This is a genomic window from Alteromonas sp. ABD4_190 (assembly GCF_056160105.1).
This window is the reverse complement of record NZ_JBSWWN010000001.1, coordinates 2973252-2989481: the sequence shown is the minus strand read 5'-3', so window position 1 is coordinate 2989481 and position 16230 is coordinate 2973252. Positions and strand designations below refer to the sequence as shown.

The 16230-nt window shown below is 43.6% G+C and carries 12 protein-coding genes; 3 read left to right on the top strand and 9 right to left on the bottom strand.

Features of this window, described 5'->3' with window-relative positions; translation table 11 throughout:
* Positions 1–37 precede the first annotated feature (37 nt).
* Positions 38–1792, bottom strand: coding sequence for a sensor domain-containing diguanylate cyclase (locus tag ACXAFM_RS13085; RefSeq protein ID WP_474834856.1), 1755 nt, complete (start codon positions 1790–1792; stop codon positions 38–40).
* Positions 1793–2080: 288 nt separating this feature from the next.
* Here ACXAFM_RS13085 and ACXAFM_RS13080 point away from each other — a divergent pair, with 288 nt between their 5' ends.
* Both ACXAFM_RS13080 and ACXAFM_RS13075 read left to right on the top strand, forming a co-directional pair.
* Entirely contained in the window at positions 2081–3013 is a 933-nt protein-coding gene (locus ACXAFM_RS13080; RefSeq protein ID WP_474834854.1) for an AEC family transporter, read from the top strand.
* A 287-nt stretch (positions 3014–3300) separates the two neighbouring features.
* Positions 3301–5541, top strand: coding sequence for an alginate lyase family protein (locus ACXAFM_RS13075; RefSeq protein WP_474834852.1), 2241 nt, complete (start codon positions 3301–3303; stop codon positions 5539–5541).
* A gap of 275 nt (positions 5542–5816) precedes the next feature.
* Here the strand turns inward: ACXAFM_RS13075 and ACXAFM_RS13070 are convergent, their stop codons facing one another.
* From ACXAFM_RS13070 to ACXAFM_RS13045, 6 genes are all read right to left on the bottom strand, one after another.
* Positions 5817–6512: an HAD family hydrolase gene (locus ACXAFM_RS13070; RefSeq protein WP_474830113.1), complete on the bottom strand. Its 696-nt coding sequence runs from the start codon at positions 6510–6512 to the stop codon at positions 5817–5819.
* 227 nt (positions 6513–6739) lie between these two features.
* A complete protein-coding gene (locus ACXAFM_RS13065; RefSeq protein WP_474830111.1) occupies positions 6740–7780 on the bottom strand; it encodes an ABC transporter ATP-binding protein in 1041 nt (346 codons plus the stop codon).
* A 12-nt stretch (positions 7781–7792) separates the two neighbouring features.
* The gene (locus tag ACXAFM_RS13060) at positions 7793–8623 is read right to left on the bottom strand and encodes a carbohydrate ABC transporter permease (RefSeq protein WP_474834850.1); all 831 of its coding nucleotides are present in this window, start codon (positions 8621–8623) and stop codon (positions 7793–7795) included.
* A 3-nt stretch (positions 8624–8626) separates the two neighbouring features.
* The gene (locus tag ACXAFM_RS13055; RefSeq protein ID WP_071952603.1) at positions 8627–9499 is read right to left on the bottom strand and encodes a carbohydrate ABC transporter permease; all 873 of its coding nucleotides are present in this window, start codon (positions 9497–9499) and stop codon (positions 8627–8629) included.
* Positions 9500–9566: 67 nt separating this feature from the next.
* The gene (locus ACXAFM_RS13050) at positions 9567–10874 is read right to left on the bottom strand and encodes an ABC transporter substrate-binding protein (RefSeq protein WP_474834848.1); all 1308 of its coding nucleotides are present in this window, start codon (positions 10872–10874) and stop codon (positions 9567–9569) included.
* A 162-nt stretch (positions 10875–11036) separates the two neighbouring features.
* Positions 11037–12311: a hypothetical protein gene (locus ACXAFM_RS13045; RefSeq protein WP_474835559.1), complete on the bottom strand. Its 1275-nt coding sequence runs from the start codon at positions 12309–12311 to the stop codon at positions 11037–11039.
* A gap of 667 nt (positions 12312–12978) precedes the next feature.
* On the opposite strand from ACXAFM_RS13045, the gene ACXAFM_RS13040 reads away from it, so the two are divergent.
* Entirely contained in the window at positions 12979–14007 is a 1029-nt protein-coding gene (locus ACXAFM_RS13040; RefSeq protein WP_474834846.1) for an alpha/beta fold hydrolase, read from the top strand.
* Between the two features lie 119 nt (positions 14008–14126).
* Here the strand turns inward: ACXAFM_RS13040 and ACXAFM_RS13035 are convergent, their stop codons facing one another.
* Both ACXAFM_RS13035 and pedF read right to left on the bottom strand, forming a co-directional pair.
* Entirely contained in the window at positions 14127–15398 is a 1272-nt protein-coding gene (locus ACXAFM_RS13035; RefSeq protein WP_474834845.1) for a beta-propeller fold lactonase family protein, read from the bottom strand.
* A 167-nt stretch (positions 15399–15565) separates the two neighbouring features.
* Entirely contained in the window at positions 15566–16063 is a 498-nt protein-coding gene (gene pedF, locus ACXAFM_RS13030; RefSeq protein ID WP_014950662.1) for a cytochrome c-550 PedF, read from the bottom strand.
* Positions 16064–16230: the final 167 nt, after the last annotated feature.

The following is a 16230-nucleotide window of genomic DNA, read 5'->3' as shown; positions in this document are numbered from 1 at the left end:
AAAACAGAATAATACGTGAGAAACGTGGATTTACAAATTAGCGTTCGATTTCAGCCTCATTCCACAACACCACCCTATTTCTTCCCCTAGATTTGGCTAAGTAGAGCGCTTGGTCGGCCTCTTTAATGAGCATCATAACGTCTGCATCTCCTGGAGAAGAGCCAGCTACGCCAATACTCACCGTGATTCGAACCAGTTTATTGATATCATGCATTGATAAGTGAACGCGTAAGTTTTCGGCAATTTGTTTGGCGTATTCGGTACGAGTGTAGGGCAAAAACACCAAAAACTCTTCGCCTCCCCAGCGAAAGGTAATATCTGAGCCACGCACTTGCCCCTTAATCTCTTCTGCTACCTTTTGAAGCACCTTGTCTCCCACGTCGTGCCCGAAGGTATCGTTAATTTTCTTGAACCAGTCTAGGTCGATAAGCATTACCGACATAAACTTATTGCTGCGCTTTCCCAGTTCCCAAATTGGATAAACGAGGTCTTCAAATGCACGGCGATTATAGAGTAACGTCAACGGGTCCAGTCGCGCATCCCGCTCTGCATTTTTTCGAGCTTCTTGCACTTGCTTGTAATTGAATGCTAACGAAATAGATAACAGTGACATTTCCAGCACCATGCCTATCTCAATGCCTCTAAACGCCCATTTGGAGTAGGGAATAAGCCCCCATGTCGCTAGGCTTGAAACGGTCGCCCCCCCCGTTCCACACAAAATAGCGGGCAAGAAAAACTTGGCTAACGCATCACCATTCCTATAGGCAAAAATGCCGATGCACAGCATCCAAAACGCTATCGTTGTCAATACAACAAGCTGCGACATCACGGCAAATGAGCGACTGCCAACGGCGATAATTATCACGGCTAACATAAGCAGAACGCCGTAGATATACTTTCTAAAACGATAGAGCTTCGGTAAGTAAAGCTGGGTATCTAAAAATTCGATGGTGAACCTTACCGCACTAAATAGATAGAAAAACATCAGTGTGGGCATTAGCCATTGCTGAAGGAACACAGATTCTGACCATAACAACCAAAAGCCATGCCCTGTATATGTGAAATTAAATACCAAAAACGACAGTAGATATAATGAATAAAGCAGGTATCTGCGTTCTTTTAGATAGGAATATAGAACCAGGTTATAAACGAGTAAAATAATAAGTGAACCGTATAACGCGCCATAAAAATAGGCATTTTCGGTAGATTGGCTTTGTGCATCCCTTGGCGTACCCAGGTAAATAGGAATTGTCATGGGGTCTTCAGACGCAAACCGGAACACAACTAAAGTTTCGGGCGTTGTGAGACGGTAAAACGTAGAGGGCATTCTGGTGTTTTCAGCTCGACTGCTATGGACGTTGTCATCACCAAGACTTATGTGAAGCTTTCTTTGACCACCTTCGAAAAAGAACACGTCAATCTGATCAAGCCATGCATTATCAATTTTGATTTTTAGGGGGATAAATGCACTATCTGGTGCATTTTCTACTTCATTATTTGAAATGTTAAGTTCATAGGCATAGGGCTCGGTAGGGAGTACAGCCCATATTGTTTTATCAGTAAAACCCCAGCTTACTTTGCCGCTACCGTTAGCGCTCAGTGTGTTTTGTTGATATTTATCGACGACATCCTCTGCAGTAAGGATACTCCCGTCTTCCTCAAAAATTTGTAAATGTTTGTTAACCAGTAACATTGTTGGTGCAGGCGCTGTATTTTTAGAGACACCAAAAGCGGGCCCTATCGACAAGCTAACGATGAGAATTAAACTGACGAAGAAAAGAAAACCATTCATATTTCTATTCTTTATTCTCTTTTATTTGTTCTAAAAATTTAAATGCAGGCCGTACCTCAATCTCAATAACAACCAACGCCAGCCAGTAAGATATTAAGTTACGCTTATTCGAATGGTTTGTGAATAGATTTAAGTCACTAATAGCCGCATCTAATCTTTTGTCTTATAGCAGATTTGAAATTTGTCTTATGCGCACATGAAAAACCTTGGCATACTATGCCTTGAGCACTTGCAATCAGCTCAGCTTCGCTCGCTCTTCTTAATAGATATAAAGGTCTCTTTCTTTTTATGCTTAGCTTTATTACCAGCACGCTCATTCCCGTTCTTATTCTTTTATTAATGGGGTGGCTATTTTTCCGAATTAAATGGCTAAATGAGGGATTTATTGAAGCAGGCTCAAAACTGGTGTTTAACGTGGCACTCCCTGCCTTGTTATTTTTATCGATAGCGCGAGCAGACTTTTCTAAAGCCGCTAACCCCACCCTTGTCATGGTAGGAATTACAGGAACCTTTGCGGTATTCCTCGCCTTAATGATTTGCGCTCACTTTACCGTTCAGCCATATAAAGCTAGAGGAGTGGTAGTTCAAGGCGGCTTTAGAGCCAACATGGGCATTATCGGCTTAGCTTACTGTGCCAATACCTATGGGCAAGAAGGGCTTGCTGTAGCCTCGGTCTATATGGGCTGTATCACCATATTGTTTAACGTGCTGTCTGTATTTGTTCTTAACTTTTACCAAGGTACGTCACGCTCATTAATGGGCCAAGTTACCGGCATGGCGAAAAACCCGTTGATCTTATCGATTGCCGCAGCCCTGCCTTTTTCATACTTCGAATGGCAGCTTCCAGATACCGTGGTGAAAACAGGGGAGTATTTCGCTCAACTTACCTTGCCACTTGCACTTATATGCACCGGAGCGTCCTTACAGTTCCGCTCTTTCTCCAGTGACTGGTTTAATATCGTGCTTAGCACAACCAGCAAATGTGTGGTTTACCCCTTTGTATTGGTTGCCCTTGCCTATGCTTTTGGTTTTAAAGGGATGGAGCTGGGTATTGTTCTTTTATTAGCCATCTCACCAACCGCTGCAGCAAGCTATGTCATGGTGAGAAATTTAGGAGGTGACTATCGCTTAGCAGCAAGTATTATCGCAGTCAGCACATTAGCGTCTTTACCTATTACTGCTCTGGCTTTTGGAATACTAAGCAAATTGCACCTTGTGTAAGGCATCAAGGTTACTCCTATTTGCATAGAGCTATTTCGCAATTTTCTCGTTCACAGCGTTCCACTTGATTAAAAAAAGCTCTCACAGCATAGTAATACCCAGCCAACTGGCATTACCAATTTAAACTTTATTTTTTACCAAAGGTTAAAATTGGCCTATCCATCACATCTTCTATTCTGTTATTGTGTTTATTACAAATTGTCATTTTTAAATAACAACATTTTTACCCTACATCCGTTGTTGCCTGTTTTCACCAATGGCTATTTGACAACAAGGAAATAAATACAATGAACATCAAGAAATTTAGCCTTACCATGCTAGCTGTTGGTATCAGCCTGTCGTCTTTTACTAGCGAAGCAAAAGCTCATCCTAACCTTATTCTTACCGAGCCTGGCGTAGAAAGAATGAGAGACAACTTGGGTGAAGCTCCTCTGTTTGATAAAAGCTTGGCAACCGTTAAGCAAGAAGTAGATGCCGAAATTGCTATGGGTATCGATACGCCTATTCCAAAGGATTTCTCAGGTGGCTACACCCACCAGCGCCATAAACAAAACTTCTTTATTGCGCAAAAAGCTGGCGTTCTTTATCAAGTGTTAGAAGATGAAAAGTACGCCAAATACATTCGTGACATGTTGTTTCAGTATGAAGCCATGTACAAAGACTTACCTCTGCACCCGCAAGAGCGCTCATATTCGCGGGGTAAATTATTCTGGCAATGCCTAAACGACAGCAATTGGCTGGTTTACATGAGCCAAGCTTATGATGCTATTTACGACTACTTATCTGTAGATGAACGCAAAACACTGGAGGACAATTTATTCCGTCCGTTTGCCGATTTCATTTCATTAGAAAACCCTCAATTTTTTAACCGCGTACATAACCACAGTACCTGGGGCATTGCTGCCGTTGGCATGATTGGCCTTGTTATGAACGATGAAGAGCTTATTCAAAGGGCGCTTTATGGTATCGAAGACGATGGCTTAGAAGTGGGCGGTAAAGACAACGATGGCGGTACAATTAAAGTAGAAGGTCAACGCAAGGGCTTTTTCGCTAACTTAGAAGAGCCTTTTTCTCCTGATGGCTACTATACCGAAGGCCCTTACTATCAGCGCTATGCAATGTATCCTTTCCTTATACTTGCACTGGCTATGGAAAACAATCGTCCAGACTTAAAAGTGCTACAGCACAAAGACAATGTGTTGTTAAAAGGTATCGATGCGCTTCTTAATTTGTCTGACGCAGATGGCGAATTCTTCCCACTAAACGATGCCCAAAAGGGCATGTCTTACAAGAAAGCCTCTTTGGTAACCGCAGTGGATCTCGCGTATTTTTATGGAGAGAAAGATCCTCGCTTGCTGAGCGTGGTAGAGAAGCAAGGACAAGTACTTCTACAAGAGTCGGGGCTTGAAGCTGCTATTGATATTCGAGATGGCAAAGCGGTACCTTTTGTAAAGTCCTCCGTGAATTTAAGTGATGGCCCTAACGGTGACCAAGGGGGTGTAGGCATTTTGCGTTATGGTAATGAAGACCTAACCCTGGTTTTTAAATATGCCGCTCAGGGTTTAAGTCACGGTCACTACGATAAGTTGTCTTTCTCTTTATATGAAAAAGGTGAGGAAGTCCTGCAAGATTATGGGCTAGCTCGCTTTGTGAATATAGGTCAAAAAGGCGGTGGTAACTATCTAAAAGAAAACACCACATGGGCTAAAACAACTATTGCGCATAATACCCTATCAATAAATGGCAAAAAGCATTTTGATGGGAAGTACGAGATTGCCAGCCAACATCACTCAGAACTTTTCACTTTTAACGCAGAAGATGACAATGTAAAAGTGGTTAGTGCAACAGAAGAAAATGCCTACCCGGGTACGTTAATGCACCGCACAATGGCCGTTATCAAAGACAAAAACTTTGAAAAGCCGTTTGTACTAGACATTTTACGCGTTGATTCTGACAAGAAAAATCAATACGACCTCCCCTTCTATTACATGGGTCAGATAATTGATAAGAGCTTTACTCACGAGTCACCTACCACGTTATCACCATTTGGTGATGAAAATGGCTATCAACATTTATTTGTAGAGGGCAAAGGTAACGCAAGTGACGGCAACACCAAGTTCCAATGGCTCCAGCATGGCAAGTATTACACGCTGACTACGGTTACCAACGCTAAAGACGAGGTGTATTTGACTCGCATTGGCGCAAACGATCCAGACTTCAACTTGCGCCGTGATGCAGCTTTTACGCTTAGACGAAATGACACCCAAGACACTTTGTTTGTTTCTGTGGTAGAACCCCATGGTTCATACAGCCCAGTAAGTGAATCGTCGATTAACTCAAGAAGTAGTATCAAAAACCTTGAGGTGGTTTTAGAAAACGACGCGTACACAGGCGTGCGTATTACCGACGTAAAAGGCGGTACACAGCTATTAATCATTGCTAACAGCGATAATAATAAAAGCGCAAAACACAAAGTTGAGATAAACGGTGAAAGCTACAGTTGGGTTGGCCCTTATTTTTATATGTAAAAGCTTAGAGGTGAAAAGCACGTCACTCTTATAGCGTTGTTACGCAAAGCAAAGCCTCACCAGAGGCTTTGTTCGTTTTAGCACTTAATTTTCTGTCATTGGCGAAGGTATTAAATACATTGCTAGTAAAAGTTGTGAACTCGCGCAGGGTTTCGGCATAGCACGCCCTATGCCCCCCCAAGCCCTACCTGCTTGGGTGGAGCAATGGGAGACAAGGGAAGAGTGGGAATAAGCTTAAGAAGTATCTTCAATATTGTGAGGTATTAATATTGAGCTTAGTTAGATGATTCAAACAGCGTTGGATAAAGATCAGGGAGCTCGTGCCAGTGCTCTATTACCGGAACGCCTTCAAATGCACTTTTTTCCCCTCTTTCTAAGTGACTTGCGCCCGTGTATTTAACTACTGACATTCCAGCACTTAACGCACCCTTAATGCCTGCATCAGAGTCTTCTATAACTAGGCATTTTTCAGGTAATACGCCCATCTTTTCTGCCGCCAACAGAAAAATATCAGGCGCAGGTTTCCCTCTTGTAACTTCAGTACTTGTGGTTACATCGCCATTAAAAATACTGTCTAATGCCGTTGTTTTTAAAGAAAAGGTGACTCGTTCAGGATGACTACTCGTCGCAATACATTTTCTAACCAAAAGACGCTGTAAAATAGCCTCTAAGCCAGGTGTTGGGGTAAGCTCTTCCGCGAACACAGCCAGAAGCGCTGTTAAATAATCATCCCTAAACGCCACGGGTAGGTTGATGTTAAAGTCTTCGGCTATCTGCGCTTTTGCAGACTCATAACTCTTGCCTAAAAAGTGCCTATCAAAGTAATCACCATCTATTCTAACGCCAAGGTCGTAAAGCATAGAAATAAGCACGCGTTTACACAAAATTTCACTGTCAATAAGTACGCCATCACAGTCGAAAATAACCAACTCGATATCGGTGTTAAGTGCTGTTGGCTTTTTCTGCTCCATAATAATTCCTTGCTTATTTTGCCCGTTGTTTGCCAGATATGCCTTCCATACCTTGCTACGGTTACTGACAAAATCTTGGTTTAAAACATGCTATCTATGTTCTGTCTTTCCGGTGAGCGCTAATGTCCTAACGGCAAAGAAGTACACTATTAACTAATGTTGAGAACCTAATAGTGTACTTGCTATGCGCTCATTGATACCTTGTGTTCAACGCGTCAACAATGCAACTAAGCCGCAGAAGACGACGTTTTTTCTCCCCAAGACAACTCGGGGATGGTTACGCCATCTTTGTCGAAGTGCATGATTTTCTCTTGCGCTGCCGTTAAGTTAATTATGTCGCCATAGGCCACTTTACAATCACCATCGGCTTTCACTGTTAATGTACCGACACCGTCAACATGAACATGCAAAAAGGTTTCAGACCCTAAGTGCTCAATCACGCCAACTCTACCAGTCCACAGCCCTTTTTCTTCAGTAATTCTAAAATGCTCTGGGCGCACGCCCAAGCTGCACGTTGGGTCGCCCGCTTTTGCATCAACGCTTATAAAGTTCATTTTTGGCGAACCGATAAAGCCTGCCACGAATTGATTTACTGGCTTTTGGTAAAGCTCCAAAGGTGTGCCTACCTGTTCGATAATACCGCCATTAAATACCGCAATACGGTCGGCCATTGTCATGGCTTCAACTTGGTCGTGGGTAACATAAATCATGGTGGTATCTAAACTCTTATGTAGCTCAGATATTTCAAGGCGCATGTTCACACGAAGTGATGCATCTAAGTTCGACAGTGGTTCATCAAACAAAAATGCTGAAGGCTGGCGTACTATAGCACGTCCGATAGCAACGCGCTGACGCTGACCGCCCGAAAGCTGACCTGGTTTTCGGTCAAGGTAATCAGTAAGGTTTAGCATTTTCGCCGCTTTTTCAATTTTCTGTTCAATAATTGCAGGCTCTACTTTCGCTTGTTTTAGCGGAAACGCTATGTTGTTTCTTACCGACATATGAGGGTAAAGGGCGTAAGACTGAAACACCATTGCTAAACCACGCTGGGCGGGTGGCATGTCTGTCGCGTCTTGATTATCGATTTCGATAGTACCACTTGTGGTATCTTCAAGGCCGGCAATCATACGCAGTAACGTTGACTTGCCGCAACCCGACGGCCCAACAAACACGATGAATTCACCATCTCGAATTTCTAAATCCAGCGGCTTAATCACGTTAACGTCGCCGAAGGTCTTTGTTACTTGTTTTAAGGTAATACTTCCCATTTTGAAGCTCTCCTATTTAACTGCGCCGAAGCTTAAGCCGCGCACTAACTGTTTCTGACTAAACCAACCAAGAATAAGAATGGGCACTACGGCCATGACTGAGGCGGCTGATAATTTTGCGTAAAATAATCCCTCTGGGCTTGAGTAACTGGCAATAAATGCGGTTAAAGGCGCAGCGTTAGCAGCGGTAAGAATGAGTGTCCAAAATGCCTCATTCCACGCCAAAATAACGTTTAGTAGTAATGTTGAGGCAATGCCTGGCAGCGCTATCGGCAGCAGCACCTGAAAGATCTCTTGCTTTATTCCTGCGCCATCCATACGTGCCGCTTCCAATATTTCGTTCGGGATTTCTCTAAAGTAGGTATAAAGCATCCACACCATAATAGGCAGGTTGATAAGCGTCATTACAATGACCAAACCAATACGCGTATCTAATAATCCAAAATCGCGAAATAGCAGGTAAATAGGAATTAACACGCCTACCGGTGGAAGCATCTTGGTAGAGAGCATCCACATAAGTAGGTTCTTTGTGCGCTTAGTTTGGACAAACGCCATCGACCAAGCTGCTGGAATAGCAATAAGCAACCCAAGAAGACTAGCCCCAAGCGAAATCACTACCGAATTCATGAAATGGTCGAAATAAGGAGAGCGAGAAAGCACTTCGGCGTAGTTCTCGAGTGTCCAATCGAACATAAACAAACTCGGTGAAGCGGAAATGGCCTCTGACTCTGTTTTGAAGCTTGTAATAATCGTCCAAAGAATGGGGAAGAAAATCATCCCGCTTACTGTCCACGCCGTAAGGGTGTAGATAAGTTTTGATTTATTCGTATCTTTAATCGCCATTACTTATCCCTCTAAGTTCTTGCCAATAAGGCGCATTAGGAAAATAGCGACTATGTTGGCAATAACCACTGCCACGATGCCGCCTGCCGAACCACCGCCCACATCAAACTGCAAAAGCGATTGGGTATAAATAAGGTAAGTAATGTTGGTCGATGAATATCCAGGGCCACCGCTGGTCGTTACTAGGATTTCAGCGAAAATCGATAGTAAGAAAATCGTTTCAATTAGAATTACTGCCGTGACCGCACGAGAAAGGTGAGGCAACACAATATAAACGAACTTGCTCCATGGACCTGCACCATCAAGATCTGCCGCTTCTAACTGCTCACGGTCAAGCGATTGAATAGCTGTGAGCAAAATCAGTGCTGCAAACGGTAGCCACTGCCACGACACAATGATGATGATTGACAGTAAAGGCAGTTCCGCAAAAAAGTCGATAGGCGTTACGCCAATAAACTCAGCAAAGTGGGCAAACAGACCATTCACTGGGTTCATAAACATGTTTTTCCATACCAGCGCCGATACCGTAGGCATAACGAAAAATGGCGCAAGTACCATAATGCGTACGTAGTTTCGCCCCCATATTGCCTGGTCTAATAGAACCGCTAAGCCAATTCCTCCACAAATGGTGATAAACAAGACACCGCCTACTAGCAGCAAGGTGTTAAAAAATGACTCGATGAATGCGGGGTCAGTTAAAAAGAACTCGTAGTTGAGAAAGCCGATGAATTCGTTATCGCCCGGCATCAGCAAGTTATAGTCTAATACCGAGAAATAAAGGGTCATGCATAAAGGCACGATCATCCATGCTAAAAGCAAAGAAACCGAAGGAAAAAGCATGATTTTGGCTAAAGTACGAGATTGTGTGGTCGCCATGACTAGCCCTCTTATAATTATTAAATGGGAAAGTGCAATAAAGCACTTTCCCTGTGGTTAACCCTGTTTATTTTGGGTAGCGCGCTTTGCGCATAGCGCGTTCAACTAAACGCTGTGAGCTTTGCAATGCTTGGTCTACCGTCATTCGGCCGGTTAGTGCTGCACTAAACTGCTGACCTACTGCGGTACCAATACCTTGGAACTCAGGAATTGCCACAAACTGAATACCTACGTAGGGCACAGGCTCTACTGTTGGGTTTTTCGGGTCTGCAGAATTAATCGAATCTAGGGTAATTTGTGCAAACGGCGCGGCTTCTAAATAAGCGTCGTTCTCATACAATGAGGTACGTGTGCCCGGAGGGACATTCGCCCAACCTTTTTTATCTGCAACTAAGTTTGAATAGCCCTTTGATGTTGCCCAGCTGATGAACTTCATCGCCGCATCGGTTTTCTTACTGCTTGATGGAATAGCTAAAGTCCAAGCCCAAAGCCAATTACCACGTTTACCTAGACCGTTATCAGGAGCAAGCGCGAAACCTACTTTGTCGGCAACTTCAGAGTCTTTTTCATTAGTAACAAAGCCACCCGCTACTGTAGCGTCAATCCACATGCCGCATTTACCGGTTTGGAACAGTGCTAAGTTTTCGTTAAAACCATTGGCTGAAGAACCTGGAGGACCGTATTTTTCCATCACATCTACGTAGTACTCTAAAGTGTCTTTCCACGCTTTAGAGTCGAACTGCGGCTTCCAATTTTCGTCGAACCAGCGAGCACCAAAAGAGTTAGACATCGACGTTAATAGCGCAATATTTTCGCCCCACCCAGCTTTACCGCGAAGACAAATGCCGTATACCCCGGCGTCTTTATCGGTCATTGCTGCAGCAGCTTCTTTGATAAAGCTCCATGTAGGTGCTTTCGGCATTTCTAAGCCCGCTTTTTCCATTAGGTCAGTGCGGTACATCACCATTGAACTTTCACCATAAAACGGTGCAGCATAAAGCTTGTCGTTTACGGAAAGGCCACTGCGAATTGCAGGTAACAAGTCGTCAATATCGTAATCGTCACCTAGCCCGTTAAGTTCGGTAAGCCAGCCTTGCTTGCCCCAAATTGGTACTTCATAAGTGCCAATTGTCATTACATCGTACTGACCACCGCTAGTAGCAACGTCGGTAGTAACGCGCTGACGAAGAATGTTCTCTTCTAGCGTTACCCATTTAAGGTCGATATCAGGGTGCTGCTTTTCAAACTCGCTGCTAAGCGACTTCATGGTGATCATATCGCCATTATTTACGGTAGCGATGGTGATAGTTTCTGCTTGTGCCGCCGCACTAAAAGTGAGGGCACTGGCTATGATTAAAGATATCTTTTTTAACATCGGGTCTCTCCCCTTTGTACTCTTATCAGATATGACTTTCGCCTCCCCGCCCAAATTTGGTTAAAGCGGGGATAAAAAAATCAGAGGTATTAAAGTAAGTTAGGTGGTTAGGCAGCGAAGCAACTCAGTGCCTAACCTTTTGTGTTAAAACTTGGTTAGCGATTAAAACTTAACTGAAATTTCAGACGTTAGGCCGTCGAAACCAGCACCAATTTGACCGCCAGAATTAACGCCCTCGTCTTGGTCTACGTATTCAACTTTCCAAAGGGTACGGTCGTTGATCCAATAACCCGCTGATACCTGTAGACGAGTAACTTCATTATCGGTTTGCTCAATAAGGTCTGACGTATTTTCAGATTCTGCATAACGTGCAGCAACATAGAGCTTCTCTGGAATAATGTACTGCTGCGCTTCTACTACCCAGTATTCAACTGACGAATCAGCCTCAATGACTTGGTTAGAATCGAACGTAGTACCTGTTGGGTCTAACACGCCTTCATTACCGAAGTAAGTGATACCTGCAACAGCATTACCGTCAACATCTGCAAAGGTATAATCATCAGTTGCTTTACCTAGCATTAAGATAACGCTGGTTTGGTCACTTGGCTGATACGCCAAGTTAAGCTGCATAATTGATTGATTAAGCCCTGGTAGTGCACCTACGTGAGTATCACGTTCACTAGAGGCAGACGCAGAAAAGTTATAGTTTTCACCGTCACCAAAACGATAGTTGGTAGTGGTAACGCCATCTAAGCTGGCAAGACCGTTTTCGAATACAAGTTGCTCGCCTTGATTAGCATTGAAGAAGTTAAGTCCGGCTTTAAAGCCACCTTCAAATTCCAAGGTACCTTGCAAACGGTAGTTGTAGCCGCGATCTTCCTGAAAAGCTTCACCAAAGCTTGACGTAGTCATGTGACCCGCCACATTGTATGAGCGAAGAATGCCGCTATCGAAGGTTTCGGTGTAGCTTAGCTGAATACCGTTTTCGGCAGTGGCGTAGTCGTTAATGCCGTTACCGATAAGTGCGTTACCTTGGTTGTCCGCACCGTCTTGAAAACCTTTAAACTGGAAAGGAGAGGCACCTATGTTGCCCACACGCAGAATAAGGCTAGCGTTCTCTTTTTCATAGCCAGTCAGTCCAAACATATCAAACTCAACGCCGGCAAAATCTTGGTGGAATGAGAAGTCTCTGTCGCCATTATTACCGAAGTCATTAGGCTCTTCAGCGATATCAATATCGGCAGTTATGTTTTCAGTAATTTTGAACTTGAACATTAAGTTAACGCGAAGACGCCCAAAGCCATCTGACTGAGTTTCATCTTCTGGGCGGAACGCACCATCTTTGGCTTGGATAGCTTGGTAGTTCTGCATAGCTAAGAAGTTAACTTGCACTCGACCATCAAGAAATTCATTGGGTTCACTGGGTGGTACGTACATTGGCTTTTCTTGGCTAAGTTCTTGCGCCATACCTAACGTTGGCACGGTGGCCGCCATTATAGCGGCAGCGATCAAACTTAAAGATGCGCGTTTAGCGGGCTTAGTTGATTGCGTCACGTGTTTAGTTGTATCTAGTCCCATTGTGAACCCTCTATTATTCTTTCGTAATTGTGTGGAGTGTAATTTTTGAAGAGTCTTCGTATCTTGGAGAAATCGGGAAAAACATCACTAAAACCCAAATGCTCACATAAAGATCAAATGCCCAACATGTGAGAATATGACCACTGTTTGTTGTCCTCGTCAACCAAAAAATTAACAATTTTTTATCAACATATAGCAATACATCCATAAATACATGATATAAAAGCATTTTTAATTGTTAACTTTAATTGTAAATTTTAAAAATTTAATAAAAAGTAAAATCACCTTTTACATAGCCTTACCTTTAAAGGCTATTAAAACGGTAACCTTTGATTATAAATAATGAACAAATAAAGAGGATTGAATCAAAAGAACACAACAAGAGCATTTGCGCACGAGTGAAATAGGCGAGAAGCATCGCTAAATTTTGTACTGTTGTCGTATCTAGGCGAGGATGAGTGGGTAGATAAAAGCGGGTATGCCATACTGGGCTCGTTCCACTTTTGATCCGGCCAGAAGGTGATTTATGCTCAAAAATGTAAAGGTATTGCTAATTCATGGCATGCTGTCATTGCTACTCTTTTCACACGTCTCTCTTGCACTGGGAACCGACGCCAATTCGCTAGCCCGCCCCGCATTTGATAAACGCTTAAGCACGGTGGAATATCCATTCGATGTAAAAATGTTTAGCTTCTCTTCACAGGGGATCGATCTTGAAATGGCTTATATGTTTTTGCCCCCTAAAAAAGAAAAGCCGGTTGTAACACTTTTTCACGGCAAAAATTTCAACGGCTCTTATTGGGAAAGTACAGCTCGCCTTCTGCAAAGCCAGGGCTATGGTGTACTTATACCCGACCAAATAGGCTTTGGAAAATCGTCTAAACCCACACAATATCAATACAGCTTTGCCACGCTTGCGAACAATACGCGACAATTGATGCAGTCTTTAAACATCGAAGGAAGTATTGTTGTAGGGCACTCCATGGGCGGCATGTTAGCTACGCGATTTGCATTGCTTTCCCCCGACAAAAGCGAAGAGCTGATATTAATAAACCCAATTGGTCTAGAAAATTATCTTCTATATGAAAGTTACACCGATATAGAAAAGGTGTATCAAAACGAACTTAAGAAAACGCCGGAAATGATCGTTAATTATCAAACAAAAAACTATTACGACGGTACGTGGAACAACACATATGCCGAGCATGCCGAGTTTTTACAAGGGTGGATAAACGGCCCAGACTGGGAAACACTAGCACGGGTTAATGCACTGACCTACGATATGATATTTACACAACCGGTTATTGAAGAGTTTGATGATTTAGCCCTGCCAACCACACTAATATTAGGTACCCGTGATCGCACTGCGCCTGGACGTGCAAACAAACATGACAAGGTAAGTAGAGAATTAGGTCGCTACGACAAATTAGGCAATGAAGTAAAAGCACGTAATTCAAACATCCATGTTGTTAAATTAGAAGGGCTCGGGCACCTGCCCCACATTGAAGCTTTTGAGCGATTTAAGGTGCCATTTTTAGACGCATTACATGACTAATTTCCGCATGGTCATTTGTTTCTAAAAAACCGATGGTAAATTTCTGGGGCGCGTTTAGGTATTTTTCTTTGCCTTTGCGCCCAAATCCGAAAACGGTTCATTACTGTTATAAAAAGGCGTTATTTAACGCCCTGAAATACCAGCTTTTGAACTCGACGACCCGTATTAACTTCGGTGGTGTACAGGTTTCCTTCGCTATCGGTATCTATACTGTGTAGCCAAATAAATTGACCTGGATAGCGGCCGTTTTTACCTATCGAACCTAGCTTTTCATGAGATTTTCTATCGTAAATCCAAATACGCCCGTTCATCATGTCGGCAACGTACAAGTATTTTCCATCGGGTGAAAATGCTACATCAGTTGCTGTACCTAGCCCCCCGGTTTCTGGCCGTACGGCAAAGTTTTTTACAAAGCGGATATCTCCGCTTTTTTCCCGTTTAAATATTTGAAGGCGGTTGTTTCGACGGTCACATACATAAATAAATCCGTCGCGGTCTTGATTTATACAATGCACGATATTCCCAAACAAAGGATTTTCCGGGTCTATTCCCTGCTTTTGCGGCTGAGTAGCTTGGGACTGATCGAAATCTCCTTCGCGAGTGGGCCCTAATGGCTTTTCTCCATAAGCACCAAGCACGTGAGTGGCCTTCTCTTTCTCAACATCAAAACTTGCAATGCGCGCATTGATATAGCCATCTGCAATCACTAACTCGTTGTGTGTAATGTCCATAAACATATCTGCGGGATTACCCAGTGTATGCAAGTCCATATTGCCGTTGGTCTGCCCTCGCCTACCTATGCCTTTCACAAACTCGCCATCAAAAGTAAAACCCACAGACACATGGTCATCTTTACCATTGCCAGCTAACCAAACCGTGTCATTTTCATCAACAAATAGACCGTGTACGTTTACCGGCCATTGGTTTACGCCATCTATCGTTGGCGCATTGTTTTCACCGCCCCATGCTGTAGCTACCCCGCCATCGGGCGTAAAACGGATACCATGGGGCGCAGGTTCACAACACACCGCAGTGGGTGGCGTTGCAACAAGCCCTGTATCGGTTTTGTCTAAAGAGTTGGGACGCTGCAATATCCACACGTGGTCATATTTATCGATAGAAAGGCCCGACACCTGCCCTAGCATCCAAGTTTCTGGCAACGATGGCCAACTTGCATCAACGCTAAATCGAGGCAGAGGCTTGTTATCTATCGGATAGGTGGCCATAGGGATAAGCGGCGCTTTATTTTCTAATAACGAAGCGCTTTTTACTGTTTCGATCCCATCTGATGGAGACGCGACTTGTGTCGCTTTGGCATAGGACGAACTCCACAACATAGGAGAAGTGATTAACGTGATGACACAAAAAGAGCGAGCAATTGACGTGGTCATTAGGTTTCCAATTGAAGAGAGCATTTTAAACGGTAAACACAAACACCATGCTGCTAAGTTACCGACACTATTGCAATAGAAACAGCCAAGCTGTACAAAAATCACGCTAAAACGAAAAGCGCCGGGCAACTCGACGTTAGCCCGGCGAAAAAGGTGTAGCAGTCACCTTAATCTGCTTCTATCTCACCCTCTTCAATAGCGACAACGCGACGTGCTTCAACGTAGGTTTTAATAGCCCAAAGTGTTTCTTGATCTAGGATAGGATCGGTTTGACCTTCAGGAATACCGCCAAGTGCGGGCATGCCTTTAGCCGAGCCAAAACGCAAGCGCTCAACGAACCATTCGTCGTCTTCAAAGCTTTCTGGGTCGAGTTCACGAAGGTCTGGGTTTATTCCGCCAGACTGCGCGTGCAGGCCGTGACAACCCGCACAGTTATTTGCATAAGCTGACTCACCAAACTTTATGACCTTCGTTTTGGTTTCTTCATCAAGGCTTCGATATGGGTTTTCAAACACCCAGCCATTTTCAGACTCATCGCCATCAGTGATGGGCGGCATAGCTGAGCTATCTGCTCCTTGAGGGATAACATTTCCATGTGCAAGCACGTGGCCAGACAAGCCAGTTACCACTAGTGCAGCAAACAACATCGATATTTTTGTTTTCATAATTCATACATCCTCGAAAGACTATGAATTAAGTATACGTACGAGGAAATAAGGGGTAACTCTACTTTGGTTTTGAAAGGCTCCTCCTTTGGTAGGAGGCCACAATGATAGCCACTGAGAAGCGTTTGGCTTACATTTGTTGCTTCAAATGGTAACGGTATATTCAG

Bases quoted from the DNA above. Each gene is read 5' to 3' on its own strand.
- ACXAFM_RS13040 (WP_474834846.1), top strand. From the start codon at position 12,979: ATGCTCAAAAATGTAAAGGTATTGCTAATTCATGGCATGCTGTCATTG.
- pedF (WP_014950662.1), bottom strand. From the start codon at position 16,063: ATGAAAACAAAAATATCGATGTTGTTTGCTGCACTAGTGGTAACTGGC.
- ACXAFM_RS13055 (WP_071952603.1), bottom strand. From the start codon at position 9,499: ATGGCGACCACACAATCTCGTACTTTAGCCAAAATCATGCTTTTTCCT.
- ACXAFM_RS13070 (WP_474830113.1), bottom strand. From the start codon at position 6,512: ATGGAGCAGAAAAAGCCAACAGCACTTAACACCGATATCGAGTTGGTT.
- ACXAFM_RS13060 (WP_474834850.1), bottom strand. From the start codon at position 8,623: ATGGCGATTAAAGATACGAATAAATCAAAACTTATCTACACCCTTACG.
- ACXAFM_RS13085 (WP_474834856.1), bottom strand. From the start codon at position 1,792: ATGAATGGTTTTCTTTTCTTCGTCAGTTTAATTCTCATCGTTAGCTTG.
- ACXAFM_RS13045 (WP_474835559.1), bottom strand. From the start codon at position 12,311: ATGTACGTACCACCCAGTGAACCCAATGAATTTCTTGATGGTCGAGTG.
- ACXAFM_RS13075 (WP_474834852.1), top strand. From the start codon at position 3,301: ATGAACATCAAGAAATTTAGCCTTACCATGCTAGCTGTTGGTATCAGC.
- ACXAFM_RS13050 (WP_474834848.1), bottom strand. From the start codon at position 10,874: ATGTTAAAAAAGATATCTTTAATCATAGCCAGTGCCCTCACTTTTAGT.
- ACXAFM_RS13065 (WP_474830111.1), bottom strand. From the start codon at position 7,780: ATGGGAAGTATTACCTTAAAACAAGTAACAAAGACCTTCGGCGACGTT.
- ACXAFM_RS13080 (WP_474834854.1), top strand. From the start codon at position 2,081: ATGCTTAGCTTTATTACCAGCACGCTCATTCCCGTTCTTATTCTTTTA.
- ACXAFM_RS13035 (WP_474834845.1), bottom strand. From the start codon at position 15,398: ATGACCACGTCAATTGCTCGCTCTTTTTGTGTCATCACGTTAATCACT.